Genomic DNA, 17,813 nt, shown 5'->3' with positions numbered 1-17,813 from the left:
CATGGCCGACCGCAAAACCGAGCATCTCCCTGGCGCCGGCGCCTCGCTCCATCACTATGCCCGCGGCATGCTGCTGTCGGTGATCCTGACCCTCGCCGCCTTCGCTCTGGTGATGACCGGGGCGCTGCCGCGCAACGCCACCATCTTCGTCATCCTGGTTCTCGCGGCCATCCAGATCTTTGTCCATCTGGTCGACTTCCTGCACATCGACGGTTCGCTGGAGCAGCGCTGGAATGTCTACGCCGCCCTGTTCGCCCTGCTGGTGGTCGGCATCCTCGTCGGCGGCAGCATCTGGATCATGTTCAGCGCCCACGAGCGGATGAAGCCGGACATGCCGGGCATGACCATGCCGCCAGAGACCTTCTGAGATGACGACGCTCAGCCGCAACCCCTATGTGCGCCTCGTGAAGCCAGGCATCGTCGGCGGCAACCTGATCGCCACCGCCGGCGGCTTCCTGCTGGCGGCGCGCGGCGCGGTGGACTTCCGCCTGTTCGTCGCCACGCTTGTCGGCGTCGCCCTGGTGGTGGCCGGCGGCTGCGTCATCAACAACGTCATCGACCGCGACATCGACGCCCGGATGGCTCGCACGGCCAGCCGCCCCATGGTCACCGGCGCGGTCGGCGTTCCCACCGCCTCCGCCTACGGCGGCCTGTTGGCCGGCGGAGGGCTACTGTTGTTGGCGCTCATTTCCGGCCCGCTCGCGGCGACCGTCGCCGCCTTCGGCCTGGTCATCTACGTCGGCCCCTACAGCCTGTGGTTCAAACGGCGCTCGCCGGTCAGCGTCCTGGTGGGCAGCCTTGCCGGCGCGACGCCGCCGGTGATCGGCTATTGCGCCGTGACCGGCCGCTTCGACGCCGCCGCCGTCATCCTGTTCGCGATGTTCGCGCTCTGGCAGATCCCGCATTCCGATGCCATCGCGGTGCTGCGCCGCCACGACTACGCCGCCGCCGGCGTGCCGACCTATCCGTTCCGGCACGGCATCGCCGCCACACGGCAGCGCATCCTCGTCTCGATCGGCGCCTTCGCCGCCACATCGGTGGCGCTGCCCTTCGCCGGCTTCACCGGCATCGCCTATCTCTGCACGGCAGTGGCCTGCGGCGGCTACTGGCTGCATCTCGCCGCCAGCGGCCCGACGCCCACGACCGAACGCAGCTGGGCGAAGCGCATCTTCCTGGCCTCCCTTGGCTGCCTGCTGGCGCTCTGCGTGCTGATGGCGATCGATTTCCGCTGATGCCTACTGCTGTTCGGTGAGCGCCAGTCGCACCCCCAGCAGCACGAAGGCGCCGGCGAACAGGCGGCGCATCATGGCGAGCACCACCGGCCGCGACAGCACCTGGTCGCGCACCGTGGCGGCGGCGACGCCATAGACGACGAACACCGCGAAGGTCATCGCCATGAACACGCCGCCGAGCTCCACGAAGCGCAGCGTCGGTTGCGCCTCGCCATGGCCGATGAACTGCGGCAGGAAGGCGAGGAAGAACACCGTGAGCTTGGGGTTCAGAAGGTTGAGCAAAATCGCCCGTACGGTGATGTCGAGCGCCGACGCATCCCGCCCGTCCGCCGCCACGGCCAGCGCGCCGGTTTCCTTCAGCGTCATCCAGGCCATGTAGAGGAGATAGGCGACACCGGCCACGCGCAGGATCTCGAAGGCGAGAACGCTCGTCTGCATCATGGCCGAGAGGCCGAGCACGGCGGCGGCGAGATGCGGCAGGATGCCCAGCGTGCAGCCGAAGGCGGCGATCGTCGCGGCCCGGGCGCCCCGGCCGAGACCGGCGCCAAGGGTGTAGATGACGCCGGTACCCGGCGAGGCGACGACGATCAGCGAGGTGAGCAGGAATTCGGGAGATGTAAGGGCGGACATTGGCGGGCTCCGGTGACGTTTGCCCGATCCTGCTGCCACCCAACGACCGACGCCACCCGATTTCGGAAACGAGCCCTATATCGGCCGCTCGCCCCTTTCGGCCTGAGGTCCCCGCCTTCGCGGGGATGACAGAATTATACAATAAAAACAGATATATAGATTGTCATCCTTGCGCAGGCGAGGACCTCAGGCCGAAAGGGCTGCAACGCCGATATAGAGCTCATCTCTTCCAACTCCCTCCACAAAACGAAACCGGGCGACCTTTCGGCCGCCCGGTTCCTTCATTCAGCTATGGTCGTTGGTTCACACCAGCGACTTGTAGACCGGTTCCCAGGTTTTGGCCTTGATGGCGGCCTTGATGGCGGCGTCGTCCATCTTCGGGGCCAGGCCCTCGGCCATGGCCTGCTTGGCGACGGCGACGGCGATGTGCGAGGAAACCTCACGCATGCGGTCCAGCGTCGGCAGCAGACGGTCGCCGGGGTTGGTCTTGGCGGGCGACAGCTCGGCAAGGGCGCGGGCGGCGGCCAGGAACATGGCGTCCGTCACGCGCTTGGCGCCGACGGCCAGCGTGCCCAGGCCGACGCCCGGGAAGATGTAGGAGTTGTTGGTCTGGGCGAAGTGGTAGGTCTTGCCCTCGAAGTCGAAGGGCAGGAACGGCGAGCCCGTGCCGATGATGGCGCGTCCCTCGGTCCACTTGATGATGTCCGACGGCTGGGCCTCGACGCAGGACGTCGGGTTCGACAGCGGAAAGACGATCGGACGCTCGGTGTGCTTGCCCATCTCACGGATGATTTCTTCCGTGAACATGCCCGGCTGGCCGGCGACGCCGACGAGCACGGTCGGCTGGGCGTTCTTGATCACTTCGTAGAGCGAAGCCTTGCCGGCCTCGGCGACGTCCCAGCCGTCGATGATCTTGCTGTCCTGACGGAAGCCGAGCTGGAAGGTGTCGAGGTTCGGGGTCTTCTCGGTGACCAGGCCGTAGCGGCCGACGATGAAGAAGCGCTTGCGGGCTTCCTCGTCGCTGAGGCCTTCGGCGACCATCGCCATGCGGATCAGGTCGGCGATGCCGACGCCGGCCGAACCGCCGCCGAGGATGGCGACGCGCTGATCCTTCAGCGACTTGCCGGTGATCTGGATGGCCGACAAGAGCGTGCCGGTGGCGACCGAAGCGGTGCCCTGGATGTCATCGTTGAACGTGCAGAGCGCGTCACGATACTTGTCGAGCAGACGGTTGGCGTTGTTCTTGTGGAAGTCTTCCCACTGCAGCAGAACGTTCGGCCAGCGCTTCTTCACGGCTTCGACGAACTGGTCGATGAAGCTGTCGTACTCTTCGCCACGGACGCGCTCGTGCTTCCAGCCGAAGTAGAGCGGGTCGGCGATGCGCTCGGCGTTGTTGGTGCCGGTGTCGAGCGTGATCGGCAGCACGGTGTCGGGGGCGATGCCGCCGCAGCCGGTGTAGATGGCGAGCTTGCCGATCGGGATGCCCATGCCGCCGACGCCCTGGTCGCCCAGGCCGAGGATGCGCTCTCCGTCGGTGACGACGATGCACTCGACGTTGTCATAGCGCGGGTTGGCGAGGATCTCGTCCATCTTGGCGCGGTTCGGATAGGAGATGAACAGGCCACGCGGACGACGGAAGATGTGGTGATACTGCTGGCAGCCGGCGCCGACGGTCGGCGTATAGATCATCGGCAGCAGTTCATCGAGGTTGCGGGTGATCACCGCGAAGTAAAGCGTCTCGTTGGTGTCCTGCAGGTCGCGCAGGTAGACATAGCGGTCGAGGTTGGTCGGCAGGGCGCGGATGGTCTCGATCGAACGGGCGACCTGGGTGTCGAGCGTCTCGACGACGTCGGCGAAATAGCCGTTGAGCTTGAAGGCGTCGCGCTCGGCCTGGGTGAAGGCCGTGCCCTTGTTCAGCAACGGGTCTTCGATCAGGGCCTGGCTCGTCGGGATCGCCTTGACGGGGGCGTCCTTGAGGGTCACGTCAGTCATTTGATGCTCCATCCTTCTCTATCGAACCGGGCCCGCCGTCTGGCGGAACACCCCGAGGTCGGCGCGGTCGCCCCCCCGCTTTTCGGGCCACTTACTGCCTCTTTTGCGTCAGGAAATCTTCCGTAGAAACACGACGTCGTCTTTGCCCGCAGGAGCTTAAACGCGTAAATCGAGGGGTGAACGACTACTATATCGATGTAGTTGGCAATCATTGTCACAAACGCGACATCGATCTGGCCGGTTTTCTCCAGCCAACGGAGCATCTTTCTTCAGGAAAACCCCGGATATCCAGGTCTCTTCACGACTTGGCAAGGTGATTGCAATTGCTGGCGGCAACTCGACACGCAACGGGAGATCGATCTTGCCGACCGCCGGCCGCACCCAGAACGACAGATACGTCACCTTCGAAGGCATCGATTTCGAGGGCAACATGGAGGCAGTGCTCGCCCACCTCCGCCGCTACATCGACAACCCCGCCTTCGCCAATCCCTTCTGGGACCGCTTTCGAGAGCGGCTTGCCGCCGCCGTCGAGGCCGAGCGGCCTGTGGCCGACCGACTGCTGCTGATGCACGCCCACGTCTACTACATGGCCGAGCTGTTCGAGGACAACGACGACGCGGACGCCATCGCCGCCCTGCGCCGCCTGGAAGTAGAATGCTTCTGATATTCGCTCGCAACTCAACCCGTCGTCATGGACGTCTGGCAGGACAAATACAACGCAGAATGCTTTTCTTTGTATGTCATATAAAATTCATATGATTACTTATGCATATTTAGGTCTCATTAAGCGGCGCCCGGCTTATTCATCGTGAAAACCGCATGAACCGGGGCATATACGATGCGAACAGGCCAGAGCATTACCGCGCAGCTTTTCTTCTTCGCGTTCCTCCTCGTCCTGCTCGCAGGCGCGGCCGGCGGCGCCGGCTTCTTCGGCCTGATGCGCACCGGCAGCGCCATCGACGCGGTGACCGGCGTGTCGACCGCGCTCACCAACATCAACACCGCCACCGCCGCCATCCAGTCGCTCTATGCCTCCGGTCGGCCAGAGGATGCCGAAGCGGCCCTCGCCGGCATCGCCGCCGTCGACCAGGGGGTTGCCGCCACGCCCGCGCTGAGCGGCGTCACGGCCGGCCTCGCCGAGGCGGTGAAGGCACTTTCCGACGGCTGGCGGGATATCGACGCGGCAAGCGGCGACATCGACCGCGCCTTCTCGGCGCTTTCCGCCGCCGCCGCCAAGCTTGAGGCGAGCGCCGTCGAGGACCTCGACAAGGCCGAGACCGACCTCGAGACGGTCAGCTTCGCACTGGACGGCACGCGGGCCATCGTCTCCGGCCTGACCGACGCCGAGCTGCGGCTCGTGCGAGGTCGGGCCGCTTTCGAGGCCTATCTGCGCACCGGCGAGTTCACGCAGCTGACGGCCGGCCAGAACGCGCTGTCCATCGCGGCCCGTCTTGCCGAGGACACCCGCGTCATGAACGAGGACGCCGCCTTCGCCGAGGACCTCGGCGCCATCTCCACCCTCACCGCCGGCCTATACCAGACCGTCGCCCGCAAGAGCGACAACAGCCAGTTCATCGACCTTGCCACCGAATGGCCGCGCCTGTCGCCGCGCCTCGCCACGGTCGACCAGCGCATCGACGCGGTGAACGCCAAGGCGCGCGAGAGCGCCGACAAGGCGTTCAACAAGACGGCCGGCCTGTCGATCCGCCGCGATCACGCCGCGGCCTTCGGTATCGCGGTCCGGGACTTTCGCACCGCCGCCTACGAGTTGCTGCTCGCCACCGAAAGCTATCGGCTGCGCCCCGACGCTGCCCACGGCAAGGCCATCGACGCCGCCCTCGACAGGACCGGCGCCGCCATCAACGCGCTCGGACCGGACGTCGCCAAGGAGGTGGCCCTCCCCTTCGCCGACTATCGCAAGGCGACAGACGGCCTGCGCCGGGCCACCGAAGCGCTGGAGACCGCCCGCGCCGACGCGACACGCCTGTCGGCCGCTGCCGCCGACGCCCTGCACCGGACGGCCGATGCCGTGGCCGACGACGCGCAGGCCGATCGCGACCGCGTCAGCCTCCTCGTGCTCGTGGTGATCGCCGGCATCGTCGGTGTCGCCATCCTGGTCACCGCCCTCCTCAACCGCCGCATCGCCCGGCCGCTGCGCGCCCTGACCGAGGTGATGCACGCGCTCGCCCACGGGCATCTCGACGTCGTCGTTCCCGTCCGCAAGGGCCGCGACGAGATCGCCGCCATGGGCGAAGCGCTCCTGGTGTTCCAGGCCAGCGGTCGCGAACGCGAGGAACTGCGACAGGCCGCCGAGCACGACCACGCCCAGCGCGAGGAACGCCGGGCCGCCCTGGAGGGGGCCATCGCCGCCTTCGACGGCGCCGCCGCCGAGGTGATCGCCACCGTCGAAGGGCTCGCCGACCAGCTTGGGCGCGGCACCGCCGACCTCTCGGGCGCCGCAACCCACGCCTCCGAACTCGCGGGGCGGACCTCGCTCGCCGCCGGCAGCGCAGCCGAAAGCGTCCGCACCATGGCATCGGCGGCCAGCGAGCTCGCCCGGTCGCAAACGGTCGCCCGCGACCAGGCCAACGCGGCCGTCTCCGTCGCCGGCACCGGCGCCGCCCATGCCCGAACGGCGAGCGGCGTCATCGCCGGCCTGTCGGATTCGACCGCCCGCGTCGGCGAGGTGGTGGACCTGATCGGCTCCATCGCCGCCCAGACCAACCTTCTGGCGCTCAATGCCACCATCGAGGCGGCGCGAGCCGGCGAGATGGGCAAGGGCTTCGCCGTGGTGGCCGGCGAAGTGAAGAGCCTCGCCAACCAGACGACGCGCGCCACCGACGACATCCGCAAACTGATCGACGGCATCGGCAGCGCCACCCGTTCGGCCGTGGAGCTGATCCGCGACATCGCGGCGTCCATGGCCGATATCGACGCCGCCGCCGGCGCCCTGTCGGAATCGGTGATGGGCCAGGGCGACGCGACGTCGGAAATCTCCGGCAGCGCCGCCATGGCCGCCGCCTCCACCGACGACATGGCCGCCGGGACGCTGGAACTGGCCGGCGCCGCCGACCACACCCGCACGGTCGCCGGTGAGGTCACCGCCACCGCCGGCACCATCCAGACGGAAATCGTCCGCATGCACGGCCTGATCGAGTCCTTCTCAAGGGATGCCCGGGCGGCGTGAGAACTGGAAGTGTTCGGTGACCGCAAACCCTACAATGCCAGGTAGCGATTCAGTCCGATTGGAGACCTATGTCCGCCGATCGCTTTGTTCGGCCCGAGGTCCTGCGCCTTCGCGCAGGATGACAATCTATGTATATGATATTTATATAAATTTGTCATCCTGCGCGAAGGCGCAGGACCTCAGGCAGAATGGAACACCCGGCACATATCAGGCTCCGATAAACCCCTACCTCGCCCTCGGCTTCCTCGTCGCTCCACCACCCACTGGCTTCCCGAACGTCCCCTTGGTCAGGAACTTCTGCGCGCCATTCTTGCTGCCGGTGCGGCGGCCCTCACCCCCACCGAGGCCCGTGCCGGCCGGCTGGAAGTTGGGGATCAGGTGGTGCTTGCCGTTGCCGATCAGGTCGGCGCGACCCATCGACTTCAGCGCATCGCGCAACAGCGGCCAGTTTTCCGGATCGTGGTAGCGCAGGAACGCCTTGTGCAGGCGGCGCTGCTTCAGGCCCTTCACCGTCTCCACCCGCTCCGAACCGCCGCGCCGCACCGCCTTCAGCGGGTTGACGCCGGAGTGGTACATGGCGGTCGACAGGGCCATCGGCGAGGGAAGGAAGGTCTGCACCTGGTCGGCGCGGTAGCCGTTCTTCTTCAGCCAGATGGCGAGGTTCATCATGTCCTCGTCCGAGGTGCCGGGATGGGCGGCGATGAAGTAGGGGATCAGGAAATACTTCTTGCCAGCTTCGGCCGCCGCCGCGTCGAACAGTTGCTTGAATCGGTCGTAGGCGCCGATGCCCGGCTTCATCATCTTGGAAAGCGGCCCGGCCTCGGTGTGCTCGGGGGCGATCTTCAGGTAACCGCCGACATGGTGGCGCACCAGCTCCTTGATGTAGGTGGGACTCTTGACGGCGAGGTCGTAGCGCACGCCGGAGGCGACCATCACCTTCTTGACGCCCGGCACCGCCCTGACCTTGCGGTAGAGCTGGATCAGCGCCTCGTGGCTGGTGTTGAGGTTGGGACAGATGTCCGGGTAGACGCAGGACGGCTTGCGGCAGGCGCTCTCGATCTTCGGGTCCTTGCAGCCGATCCGGTACATGTTGGCGGTGGGGCCGCCGATGTCGGAGATGATGCCGGTGAAGCCCTCGGTGCGGTCGCGGATATGTTCGATCTCCTGGAGGATCGAACCTTCAGACCGGCTCTGGATCACCCTGCCCTCGTGCTCGGTGATCGAGCAGAAGGAGCAGCCGCCGAAGCAGCCGCGCATGATGGTGACCGAAAAGCGGATCATCTCCCAGGCGGGGATCTTGGCCTCGCCATAGGACGGGTGCGGGCCGCGCGCGTAAGGCAGCTCGTAGACGCCGTCCATCTCCTCGGTGGTCAGCGGGATCGGCGGCGGCGTCACCCACAGTTCGCGGTCACCGTGGCGCTGGACGAGCGGTCGGGCGTTGCCGGGATTGCTCTCGCGGTGGAGCACGCGGGACGCGCGAGCGTAGGTCTCGGCATCCGCCTCCACCTGCTCGAAGGCCGGCAGGCGCAGCACCGTGCCGGCGCCGAGCTGGCGGGCGCCCTCGTCGGCGCTGTCGATGTCGTCGGCATGCGCCTCCGTCCAGCCGTCGGGCACGGCCGACTTCATCAGCGCCACGCCGCGCATGTCGTCGAATGTGGTGGGATCGCCCCCCTTGGCGATGCGGTGCGCCACCTCGACGATGGCCCGCTCGGCATTGCCGTAGAGCAGGATGTCGGCCTTGGAATCCACCAGGATCGACCGGCGCACCTTGTCCGACCAGTAGTCGTAATGGGCGATGCGCCGCAGCGACGCCTCGATGCCGCCGAGCACGATCGGCACATCCTTGTAGGCCTCGCGACAGCGCTGCGAATAGACGATCACCGCCCGGTCCGGCCGTTTGTCGCCCACCCCGCCCGGCGTGTAGCTGTCGTTGTGACGGATGCGCCGGTCGGAGGTGTAGCGGTTGACCATCGAATCCATGTTGCCGGAGGTCACCCCCCAGAACAGGTTCGGCTTGCCGAGCGCCTTGAAGGCATCGGCATTGCGCCAGTCCGGCTGGGAAATGATGCCGACGCGGAAGCCCTGCGCCTCCAGGAGGCGACCGATCACCGCCATGCCGAAGGAGGGATGGTCGACATAGGCGTCACCCGTGACGACGATCACGTCGCAGCTGTCCCAGCCGAGCGCGTCCATCTCGGCGCGGCTCTGCGGCAGGAACGGCGCCGTGCCGAAGCGGGCGGCCCAATGTTTCCGGTAGGAGAAGATCGACTTTGCGGCTTCCATCATGGCCTTGCCGTTAACAGATTTGCCCCGGCGAGGAAACGACTGAAGCAGCCACCCCGCAAAAGGCGTCGCCCAATGGGTCGAGCCGAACGGAACGCCGGAAACCCGCCTTTTCCCGGCCGAGCCGGCTTACACGTATAAACCCTAATGGGGGAAACATCCAAAAAATAACAGCGCTTGGGGCGATTCCCTTTTGTCTCGGACGGTGTCTTTTGCTAAGATTAAGCCATGATGAATTTCTGGGCGCAGGTTTTCTGGCCCTTTAAATAAAAAGCCGTTCTGGAAACGCCCTAGGCCGAACGAAACAGAAAAGAACGATACGGAAGTTCGATTTTCATGACGTGAAGCTAGACGCCCCGAGCGAGCAGTTATCGTTTAGGAAATATTTTACAGAAAAGCCGGAACAATTTTGTTCCGGCTTTTATTTTGCCTCCAGAAGCTCGCCTTGACGATGATCGGCCCAGAAAAGACGGGCGCGCGTGGCGGCAGCCGCGAGTTCTACTGTCATGTCGGCAAACCAGGCGTCGAAGTCGGAAAGCAGTTGATCGGACAGGCTCACCAGGCGCCAGGCCGGCGCCTCCGTTGCCAGCAGCCCTTGCGCCTCCGCCCCGTGCAGCAGATTCCAGATCTGGCTTTTCGAGACGCAAAAGGCCGAAGCGGTCTCCATCACGTCGAAGGCGACCTGACGGGACCCCGTTCTCTGCCACTCCCTCAAGAGCTCCAGCAGCATCGAGAAGCCGCCGTCGCGCATGACGAAGAAGGCGATGGTCGGATGACGATCCAGGAACTCCGCCGCCTCGACCGGCGCCAGCGCCCAGTGGTAGCGAAAGGCCAGCACGAATTCGGGCACCGCCCGCTCTTCCTCGGTCAAGTGGAACAGTCCGAGTGGGTCCAGCGGCGCCAGCTGCGCCATCAGCCAGCGATGGTCCTCGCGCACCATCTTCTCGGTCGGCTGGAGCAGACGCTGGCGGCGGTCGCTGCCGGGCCGCGCCTCCAGGTAGCCGAGCTTGCGCAACAGCAGCGTCTGCGCCGCCACACGCCCGGGGCTGACGTTGCGATAGTCCGCCGACAGCTTCTGCAGGCAGGTCAGCGTCGCGGCCGGGGCGGCGGGATCGAAGACGCGGCGGGCATGAATGTGCAGCGCGCAGCCGAAAATGGCGTGGCGCGGCAAGGTGTTCACCGCCTTGTTGAGGAGGCCGGTGTCTCGATAGAGAGCGCTCGCCCCTTCGATATAGACGCCTCGTGCCTCTGAGAATTCCATCGCACCCCCGTCCAGCGACCTGGCGATGATACTTTTGTATTATACTCCCACAGTCATATTTTTCAAAGTGTGTCTCCGGTATTGCGAAATGTGTCTATTCTGCAGTTGTTCACCCATGCGCCAACGCCCATGCCATTTACATGTCCGAGAGAGAGCTCCAGCTCGCTTGAAAGCAAACGCAACGTTGAGTTTGACTTTTGAAATCCGGCTGACATAAGGCGCCAAACCAACTGACAAACCGAAAAGTTCCCGGGTGGACGAAATCATGGCGGACGTGGCGATCGTCGGTGGCGGGCCGGCCGGATTGATGGCGGCGGAAGTGCTGGCGAACGCCGGCTGTCGCGTCACCGTCTACGACGGCATGCCAAGCCCTGCGCGCAAGCTGCTCCTGGCCGGCAAGAGCGGCCTCAACCTCACCCACGCCGAACCCTGGGAGCGCTTCGTCACCCGCTACCATCCCGCCGATCCAGCCCTCACCGCCGCGCTCGACGCCTTCCGCCCGGACGCCCTGGTCGCCTGGGCCAACGACCTCGGCGCCGAATGCTTCGTCGGCTCGTCGGGCCGGGTATTTCCCAAGGCGATGAAGGCCTCGCCGCTGTTGCGCGCCTGGCTGAAACGCCTTGCCGACCTCGGTGTCACGGTCAAGACGCGCCATCGCTGGACCGGCTTCACGGGGGACGGCCTCACATTCGACACGCCGGATGGTCCCATGAACATCCGCGCCGACGCGATGCTCTTCGCACTCGGCGGAGCCTCATGGCCACGCCTCGGCTCCGATGCCGCCTGGGTGGCGCCTTTCAAGGCCATCGGCATCGACGTCGCCGACCTCAGACCGGCCAACGCCGGCTTCGACGTTGCCTGGGACGAACCCTTCGTCGAGCGCTTTGCCGGCGCGCCGGTCAAGTCGGTGACGGCGACGTCCGATGCCGGTACCACGCCGGGCGAGTTAGTCGTCTCCCGCCACGGTATCGAGGGCAGCCTCGTCTATGCCCACTCCGCCGCCCTGCGCGACCGGCTCGACCGCGACGGCACGGCGGATATCGTCATCGATCTGGCGCCCGGCCGCAGCGCCGAACGCCTCGCCCGCGACCTCGCCCGCCAGGGCGCCAAGGCGTCGTTCAGCAATCGCCTGAGGAAGGGGGCGGGACTTGATGGCGTCAAGGCGGCGCTGGCCCGGCTGTTTTCAACGGAGGACGAGCGGCACGACCCGGTGAGGCTGGCGGCGCGCCTCAAGGCCCTGCCCATCCCCCTCGCCCGCATCCGGCCGATCGAGGAGGCCATCTCCTCGGCCGGCGGCATCCGCTTTTCCGACATCGACGCCCGCTTCATGCTCAAGGCGCGGCCGGGCATCTTCGTGGCCGGCGAAATGCTCGACTGGGAGGCGCCGACCGGCGGCTACCTCCTCACCGGCTGCTTTGCCACCGGCCGCGCGGCGGCCAATGGCATTCTTGACTGGCTCGAAAGGTCTTAGCCGGCGATCCGCCGCGCCGCCGAATCCAGCGTGTTCAGCATCAGGCAGGCGATGGTCATGGGCCCGACGCCCTTCGGCACCGGCGTGATATGTCCGGCCACCTCGGCAGCCGAGGCGAAGTCGACGTCGCCGACCAGCTTGCCCTTGCCGTCCACCTCGATGCGGTTGATGCCGACGTCGATCACCACGGCACCCGGCTTCACCCAGTCGCCCTTCACCATCTGCGGGCGACCCACGGCGGCCACCAGCACGTCGGCGGTGCGGCAAAGGGCCGGCAGGTCGGCGGTCTTGGAATGGGCGATGGTCACCGTGGCGTTCTTCTGCAGGAGCAGCTGCGCCATCGGCTTGCCGACGATATTGGAGCGGCCGATCACCACGGCATGCTTGCCGGCGAGGTTGGGCAGAATGCGGTCGATCAGGATCTGCGAGCCGCGCGGGGTGCAAGGCACGAAGCCCGGCAGACCGATGGAGAGACGGCCGGCGTTGACGGGGTGGAAACCGTCGACATCCTTGTCGGGATCGATCAGGCCGAGCACCTTGTCGGCGTCGATCTGCTTGGGCAGCGGCAGCTGCACCAGGATGCCGTGCACCGCCGGATCGGCGTTGAGCTTGGTGACCAGATCGAGCACGTCGGCCTCCGAGGTATCGGCCGGCAGGATGTGCTCGAAGCTCTTGAGGCCGCACTCGGCCGTCGCCTTCAGCTTGTTGCGCACGTAGACGCCGCTGGCCGGATCGTCGCCGACCAGCACCACGGCGAGACCGGGAACCACGCCATGCCTGGCTTTCATCTCGGCGGCGCGGACGGCGATGTCCTGGCGGAGCTCGGCGGCGATGGCAAAGCCATCGATAATCTGTGCGACCATGGCGGTGTCCCCTCGTGGCTGGTGAGCGGGCCTAACCAGATAAACCCGACGATTGCAAGCGGCGCGAAGGGATCAATCGAGTAAGGTGGCGGAATGGAGGTAGCCCCATCCGATCCGAGGGATCTGCCCGAACGGGCATCGCGGTTTGGAACAGCCTATATCTTTCCCCTGCCTCTTTCTGCCCGAGGTCCTGCGCCTTCGCGCAGGATGACGACCTATATATCTGTTTTAATTATATAATTCTGTCATCCTGGCGCAGGCCAGGACCTCAGGACGAGAACGCGAGCGGCCAATATCAGCCACCCTCAGCTCTCCAGCGCCCCGCCATCCTTCGCCGTGACCGAGCGGGTGTCGCCAACGATCTTCACGAGATCGTCGCCGATGCGTATGGCGCGGGCGAGGACGCGCGTCAGCACCAGACCCGGCGCCACGGCATGCACCGGCACCGACGGTTCGCCCGGCACCGGGATCATCTCGGCGACGAGCTGGCCGGCCTTGACGACATCGCCGGGCTTCACGTGGAAAAAGGCCATGCCGCCGACCGGCGCGCGCACCATCTCGACATAGGACTGCGGCACGCCCTTGCCGGTGAACGGCCCCACCGGCGCCGCCGACGTGTCGTCGATCACTCCGCGCCCGACCAGGAAGCGATAGAGCCCGTCGCCGTCCTTCTCAGCCGTCTCCGGCCCAACGTCATGGATGCCCTTCAGCTCCACCGTCGCCACGACGCGGCGCTCGAAGTTGCCGGTCGCGAGATGGGGCCGGAATGCCGCCTCGTCGAAGGAGGCGTCGGTGCCGCCCTCGAAGGTCAGCACGGCGCCGCAGTCAAGCGCGGCGGCGAGATCGGCGCTGTGCGGCCAGAGTTCGGCCGGCATGTAGAGATAGTTCGGCCCCTCGTTGTCGCAATGGAGGTCAAGCACAAGGTCGGCATCGAGGGCCAGCGTCTGCAACTCCGCCTTCAGGCGGCGATCGCAGGAGGCGGCCTCCGGCGCGGCGAGCAGCTTCGGATCGGGCCGGTCGATCAGCGCGAAGGCGCGGTTGAAGTTGGTGCGGCTGCCGTAGAAGAAGCGGCCCTGATGGTCGTCCCACTGGAACTGGTTGAGGCCGATCGGATTGGCGAAGGGCACGACGGTGACCGAGCCCTTGAGCCGCCCCTCGGCTTCGGCGGCCCTGAGCTTGGGAATGAGGACGTGCAGCGCCGCCACGCCCGGCAGTTCGTTGCCGTGCAGCGCCGCCTGCAGATAGGCCTTGGGTGCCTTGGGGTCGGTGCCGCCAAAGCGCAGCACCGTCAGGGAATAGCTGAGGCCCGGCATGTCGCCGGGGATGGTCACTATCGTCTTGTCCATGCCGTCCGTCCGAAAGTTGAGCGAATGCTTCCTAACACCACGGACGGCGACAAGGCGATGAAAAACAACGGCTCAAAGCGCCACGGCGGTTTCCGCCGGGACACTGACCGGCGTTCCCGTCTCGAACACCTTGCCGATGCCGATCACCAGCGGCTGGTCGGTGGGCACCGAACCGAGCGTCACGAGATCGGCGAGGCGGTGACGCTCGAGCTTCTGCCCGCGCTGTCCCACGCCGAAGCCGAACGCCACCGGCGTTTCCGCCGAAAGTCCCTCGGCGATCAGCCGCTCGGCGACCCGGCCGGCGGTACGGCCGCCCATGTAGACGATCAGCGTCGTGTCGGGATCGGCGAGGCCGCGCCAGTCCAGCCCCTCGTCGAGCTCGCCGCTCTTGGCGTGGCCGGTGACGAAGCGCAGCGAATGGGCGGCGTCGCGGTGGGTCAGCGTGGCGCCGAGCGCGGCGGCCAGCGCGATGCCGGCGGAAATGCCCGGCACCACCTCGACCGGAATGCCCTCGGCCCTGAGGCGGTCGATCTCCTCGCCGGCCCGGCCGAACACCGTGGGATCGCCGGCCTTGAGGCGCACGACACGTTCGCCGGCCCGCGCCAGCTCGACCATCAGGTCGTTGATGTCTTCCTGCTTGCACGACGCCTTGCCGCCGCGCTTGCCGACGACGACGCGCCGCGCCTCGCGGCGGGCGAGCTCCAGCACGTCAGCGGAGACGAGATCGTCGTAGAGCACCACGTCGGCCGATTGCAGCGCCCGCACGGCCTTCAGCGTCAGAAGCTCCGGTTCGCCCGGCCCGGCGCCGACCAGGATCACCTTTCCCGGCTGTTCGCCCGCCTCGGCAGCGCCCGCCGCCTCGGCGACGAACCGCGCCGCGTCGGCTTCTTCCGGCGCCGGTCCGAAGGCACGCTCGGCAAAGCGCTCCCAGAAGGTGCGCCGTGGGGCACCCGGCGCGAGACGGGATGTGACGGCCTCGCGGATGCGGCCGGCCAGCGAGCCCCAGGCGGCCAGCGTCGGCGGCAGCAGCGTCTCGATGCGGCGGCGGATCGCCTGCCCCAGCACCGGCGCCGCGCCGTCGGTGGAGATGCCGATCACCACCGGCGAGCGGTTGACGATGGAGCCGAACAGCACGTCGCAGGCGTCGGGCTTGTCGATGACGTTGACCAGCGCCCTCGCCGCATGACCGGCCGCCTGGAAGGCGGCGATCTCCTGGGACTCGTCACTGTCGAGCACGGCGAGCGCGGCGCCGGCGAGGTCCGCCTCGGCCCAGGCCCGACGATGGAGCGTCAGCCGGCCCGGCGGCGTGCCGCGCTCGACCACGGCCACCAGCTCCACATCCGGCGCCTCGGCGAATACATGGACGTCGCCGCCGGCCGCCGAGAACAGTTCCGCCTTCCAGGCCACCGCCTCCGAGGCACCGGCGACCACCACGCGCCGTCCCGTCAGGTCGACGAACAGCGGCAACCGCGACAGCGGCTGCATGCGGGCCGGAAAGGTGCGGAGCGGGGCGCGTGCGTCGCGCTCGGTCATCTCGGGTCTCCTGGTGAAGGTTGGAAGGGCCTCGTTGCCCTGAGACTATCTCACTGGCGGAGCCGCGGCAGAAGAACCGCCGTGCCAAACTCCGTCCATAGCCGGATTATCGTTGCGCGAATACAGCGATCGACAATCAGCTTTTTCCCGGAGCACCAGACCAACCCAACCGCAGGCGCCGTTGCCTTGCGAGGGCCGCCGCCGGCACCAGCCCTAACAGGCGGGCGACGATGCCGGCGACGATGGTGCGTTTGACCCTGTTTCGGGCCGGTTCCCTTGAAAGGTGCGCCGTGCTCGGCCCACTCGGGTCGTTAAAAAGCAGGAAGCGTGCCAGCCGCGCGAGGCCCGATCGGGGCTTCGAGCGGCGGCAAGACCGCATCCGGACCGCCTATTTCCAGGGCATCTGCCTATCGGTCAGCCAGCACCTATGGCGAGATCGGCCACCAATCCCATGTCGATCAGCGCCCCGCGCGCCTGGATCACCCGCGCCGCCACGGCATGGCCGTGCCGCACCGCTTCGGCCGGCGAGCGGCCACCGGCCAGGCGGGCGGCGAGATAGCCGGCGTTGAAGCTGTCGCCGGCGCCAGTGGTATCCACCGGATGGTCGACGCGCTCGGCCGCCACCCAGGCGTCAAGACCGCCGGCCCTGACCAGCGTCGGATCGGCGCCGGCCTTGACGATGATTTCTTCGACGCCCAGCGCCGCGATGCGGTCGGCCGTCCCCACGGCGTCGGCGTCGCCATAGAGCTCGGCGTCGTCGGGCGAGGTCGGAAGCGCGATGGTGGCGGCGCGATAGCCCTCGATGACCGCCGCCGCCATGGTGGCGCGATCGGCCCAGAGGCGCGGACGGAGGTTGGGGTCGAACACCACCTGACCGCCGCGCGCCCGCACCTTGGCCAGCGAGGCGAACAGCGTGCGCCGGTGCTCCGGCGACAGGATCGCCAGCGTGATGCCGGAGAAATAGGCGACGTCGACATCGGCGAGCGCAGCGTCGAGACGCGCGCCCACCGAAGCGAGCAGCTTGGCGGCGGACTCGTTGCGCCAGTAGGTGAACGAGCGCTCGGCGCCATTCAGCGTGATGAGATAGAGGCCGACGGTGCGGCCGGCGATCCGCTCGGCGGCGGAGGTGTCGATACCGGCCCTGGCGATGAAATCGACCATCTCGTCGGAGAGGGCGTCGGTGCCGACGCCGGTCACGTATTTGACCAGCGACTGACGGCTGCCGAGCAGCGCCCTCAGATACCAGGCGGTGTTGAGCGTATCGCCGGCGAAACCGCGCCGATAAAGGCCGTCCGCCTGCGGCGCCAGTTCGACCATGCACTCGCCTATGCTGGCAAAGCGTGCCGCCATCGTCTTCTCCCCCGAAAGAACGGCCGAACCTATGCTGGCCCTCACCGGCAATCAAGGTCGCAACCTGACGGATCGGAAGTGCTGAACAATCCCCTGACGGAGGCTGAAACCTGCCTGAGCTGGAGAAGCCGGATCATGCGGAACGGATTTGATACGGCGACGCGCCGGGTTGGGGGGACCCGGCGCGTCGATGGTCGGCTATGGCGGGACGGGGGAGGGGCAACCCGCCTCAGAGCACGACCAGCGTTTTCTCGATGTTGCCGCGCGTCGCGTGGCTGTAGGGGCAGACGACGTCGGCCTTGTTGACCAGATCCTCGACCACCGAGCGCTCAAGGCCGGGCACCTTGATCTCGAGCTTGGCGGTAATGCCAAAGCCGCCGCCGTCCTCGCGCGGACCGATACCGATATGGGCGTCGATCGATGCGTCGGCGGGAATGGAGACCTTCTCCTTGGAAGCAACGAACTTCAGCGCGCCCATGAAGCAGGCCGAATAGCCGGCCGCGAACAGTTGCTCGGGGTTGGTGCCCTGACCGCTGTCGCCACCCAGCTCCTTCGGGGTCGACAGGTCGATCTTCAGGCGACCGTCATCGGTCTCCGAGTGGCCGGTGCGGCCGCCGGTCGTGTGGGCATGGGCGGTGTAGAGAACGTTCATGGCTTCCTCGCCT

At 66.9% G+C, this 17,813-nt stretch carries 14 protein-coding genes; 5 read left to right on the top strand and 9 right to left on the bottom strand.

What is annotated here, in order from left to right; genetic code table 11:
* Position 1 precedes the first annotated feature (1 nt).
* Together cyoD and cyoE are read left to right on the top strand one after the other, a co-directional pair.
* Positions 2–367 carry a cytochrome o ubiquinol oxidase subunit IV gene (cyoD, locus tag M4J39_RS22260; protein WP_251730693.1) on the top strand — a complete coding sequence of 122 codons (366 nt, stop codon included), beginning with the start codon at positions 2–4 and terminating at the stop codon, positions 365–367.
* A 1-nt stretch (position 368) separates the two neighbouring features.
* The gene (gene cyoE / locus M4J39_RS22255; RefSeq protein WP_251730692.1) at positions 369–1,232 is read left to right on the top strand and encodes a heme o synthase; all 864 of its coding nucleotides are present in this window, start codon (positions 369–371) and stop codon (positions 1,230–1,232) included.
* 3 nt (positions 1,233–1,235) lie between these two features.
* On the opposite strand, the gene M4J39_RS22250 is transcribed toward cyoE, so the two are convergent.
* Positions 1,236–1,862 (bottom strand): LysE family translocator, encoded by a 627-nt coding sequence (locus M4J39_RS22250; RefSeq protein WP_251730691.1) that lies wholly within the window; start codon positions 1,860–1,862, stop codon positions 1,236–1,238.
* Positions 1,863–2,165: 303 nt separating this feature from the next.
* Positions 2,166–3,854: an NAD-dependent malic enzyme gene (locus M4J39_RS22245; protein ID WP_251730690.1), complete on the bottom strand. Its 1,689-nt coding sequence runs from the start codon at positions 3,852–3,854 to the stop codon at positions 2,166–2,168.
* A gap of 361 nt (positions 3,855–4,215) precedes the next feature.
* On the opposite strand from M4J39_RS22245, the gene cowN reads away from it, so the two are divergent.
* Together cowN and M4J39_RS22960 are read left to right on the top strand one after the other, a co-directional pair.
* Complete coding sequence (gene cowN / locus M4J39_RS22240) at positions 4,216–4,518, top strand: N(2)-fixation sustaining protein CowN (RefSeq protein ID WP_251730689.1); 303 nt, start codon at positions 4,216–4,218, stop codon at positions 4,516–4,518.
* A 174-nt stretch (positions 4,519–4,692) separates the two neighbouring features.
* Positions 4,693–7,041: a methyl-accepting chemotaxis protein gene (locus M4J39_RS22960; RefSeq protein ID WP_256469865.1), complete on the top strand. Its 2,349-nt coding sequence runs from the start codon at positions 4,693–4,695 to the stop codon at positions 7,039–7,041.
* Positions 7,042–7,266: 225 nt separating this feature from the next.
* On the opposite strand, the gene M4J39_RS22230 is transcribed toward M4J39_RS22960, so the two are convergent.
* Both M4J39_RS22230 and M4J39_RS22225 read right to left on the bottom strand, forming a co-directional pair.
* Positions 7,267–9,324 (bottom strand): YgiQ family radical SAM protein, encoded by a 2,058-nt coding sequence (locus M4J39_RS22230; RefSeq protein WP_251730706.1) that lies wholly within the window; start codon positions 9,322–9,324, stop codon positions 7,267–7,269.
* Between the two features lie 421 nt (positions 9,325–9,745).
* A complete protein-coding gene (locus tag M4J39_RS22225; RefSeq protein ID WP_251730688.1) occupies positions 9,746–10,585 on the bottom strand; it encodes a hypothetical protein in 840 nt (279 codons plus the stop codon).
* 265 nt (positions 10,586–10,850) lie between these two features.
* Here M4J39_RS22225 and M4J39_RS22220 point away from each other — a divergent pair, with 265 nt between their 5' ends.
* Complete coding sequence (locus M4J39_RS22220; RefSeq protein WP_251730687.1) at positions 10,851–12,056, top strand: TIGR03862 family flavoprotein; 1,206 nt, start codon at positions 10,851–10,853, stop codon at positions 12,054–12,056.
* Here the strand turns inward: M4J39_RS22220 and folD are convergent.
* The 5 genes from folD to M4J39_RS22195 all read right to left on the bottom strand — a co-directional run bounded on the left by folD (position 12,053) and on the right by M4J39_RS22195 (position 17,800).
* Complete coding sequence (gene folD / locus M4J39_RS22215; RefSeq protein ID WP_251730686.1) at positions 12,053–12,919, bottom strand: bifunctional methylenetetrahydrofolate dehydrogenase/methenyltetrahydrofolate cyclohydrolase FolD; 867 nt, start codon at positions 12,917–12,919, stop codon at positions 12,053–12,055. The genes M4J39_RS22220 and folD overlap by 4 nt on opposite strands.
* 305 nt (positions 12,920–13,224) lie before the next feature.
* On the bottom strand, positions 13,225–14,265 hold the full coding sequence (locus M4J39_RS22210) for a succinylglutamate desuccinylase/aspartoacylase family protein (protein ID WP_251730685.1): 1,041 nt from the start codon (positions 14,263–14,265) through the stop codon (positions 13,225–13,227).
* Between the two features lie 72 nt (positions 14,266–14,337).
* A complete protein-coding gene (cysG, locus tag M4J39_RS22205) occupies positions 14,338–15,798 on the bottom strand; it encodes a siroheme synthase CysG (RefSeq protein WP_251730684.1) in 1,461 nt (486 codons plus the stop codon).
* Between the two features lie 414 nt (positions 15,799–16,212).
* The gene (locus tag M4J39_RS22200; RefSeq protein ID WP_251730683.1) at positions 16,213–17,148 is read right to left on the bottom strand and encodes a sugar kinase; all 936 of its coding nucleotides are present in this window, start codon (positions 17,146–17,148) and stop codon (positions 16,213–16,215) included.
* 229 nt (positions 17,149–17,377) lie between these two features.
* Complete coding sequence (locus tag M4J39_RS22195) at positions 17,378–17,800, bottom strand: organic hydroperoxide resistance protein (protein WP_251730682.1); 423 nt, start codon at positions 17,798–17,800, stop codon at positions 17,378–17,380.
* Positions 17,801–17,813: the final 13 nt, after the last annotated feature.

Source organism: Pleomorphomonas sp. NRK KF1 (assembly GCF_023721755.1).
GTDB lineage: Bacteria > Pseudomonadota > Alphaproteobacteria > Rhizobiales > Pleomorphomonadaceae > Pleomorphomonas.
The sequence above is the reverse complement of the archived record's forward strand: the minus strand, read 5'-3'. Positions and strand labels throughout refer to the sequence as shown.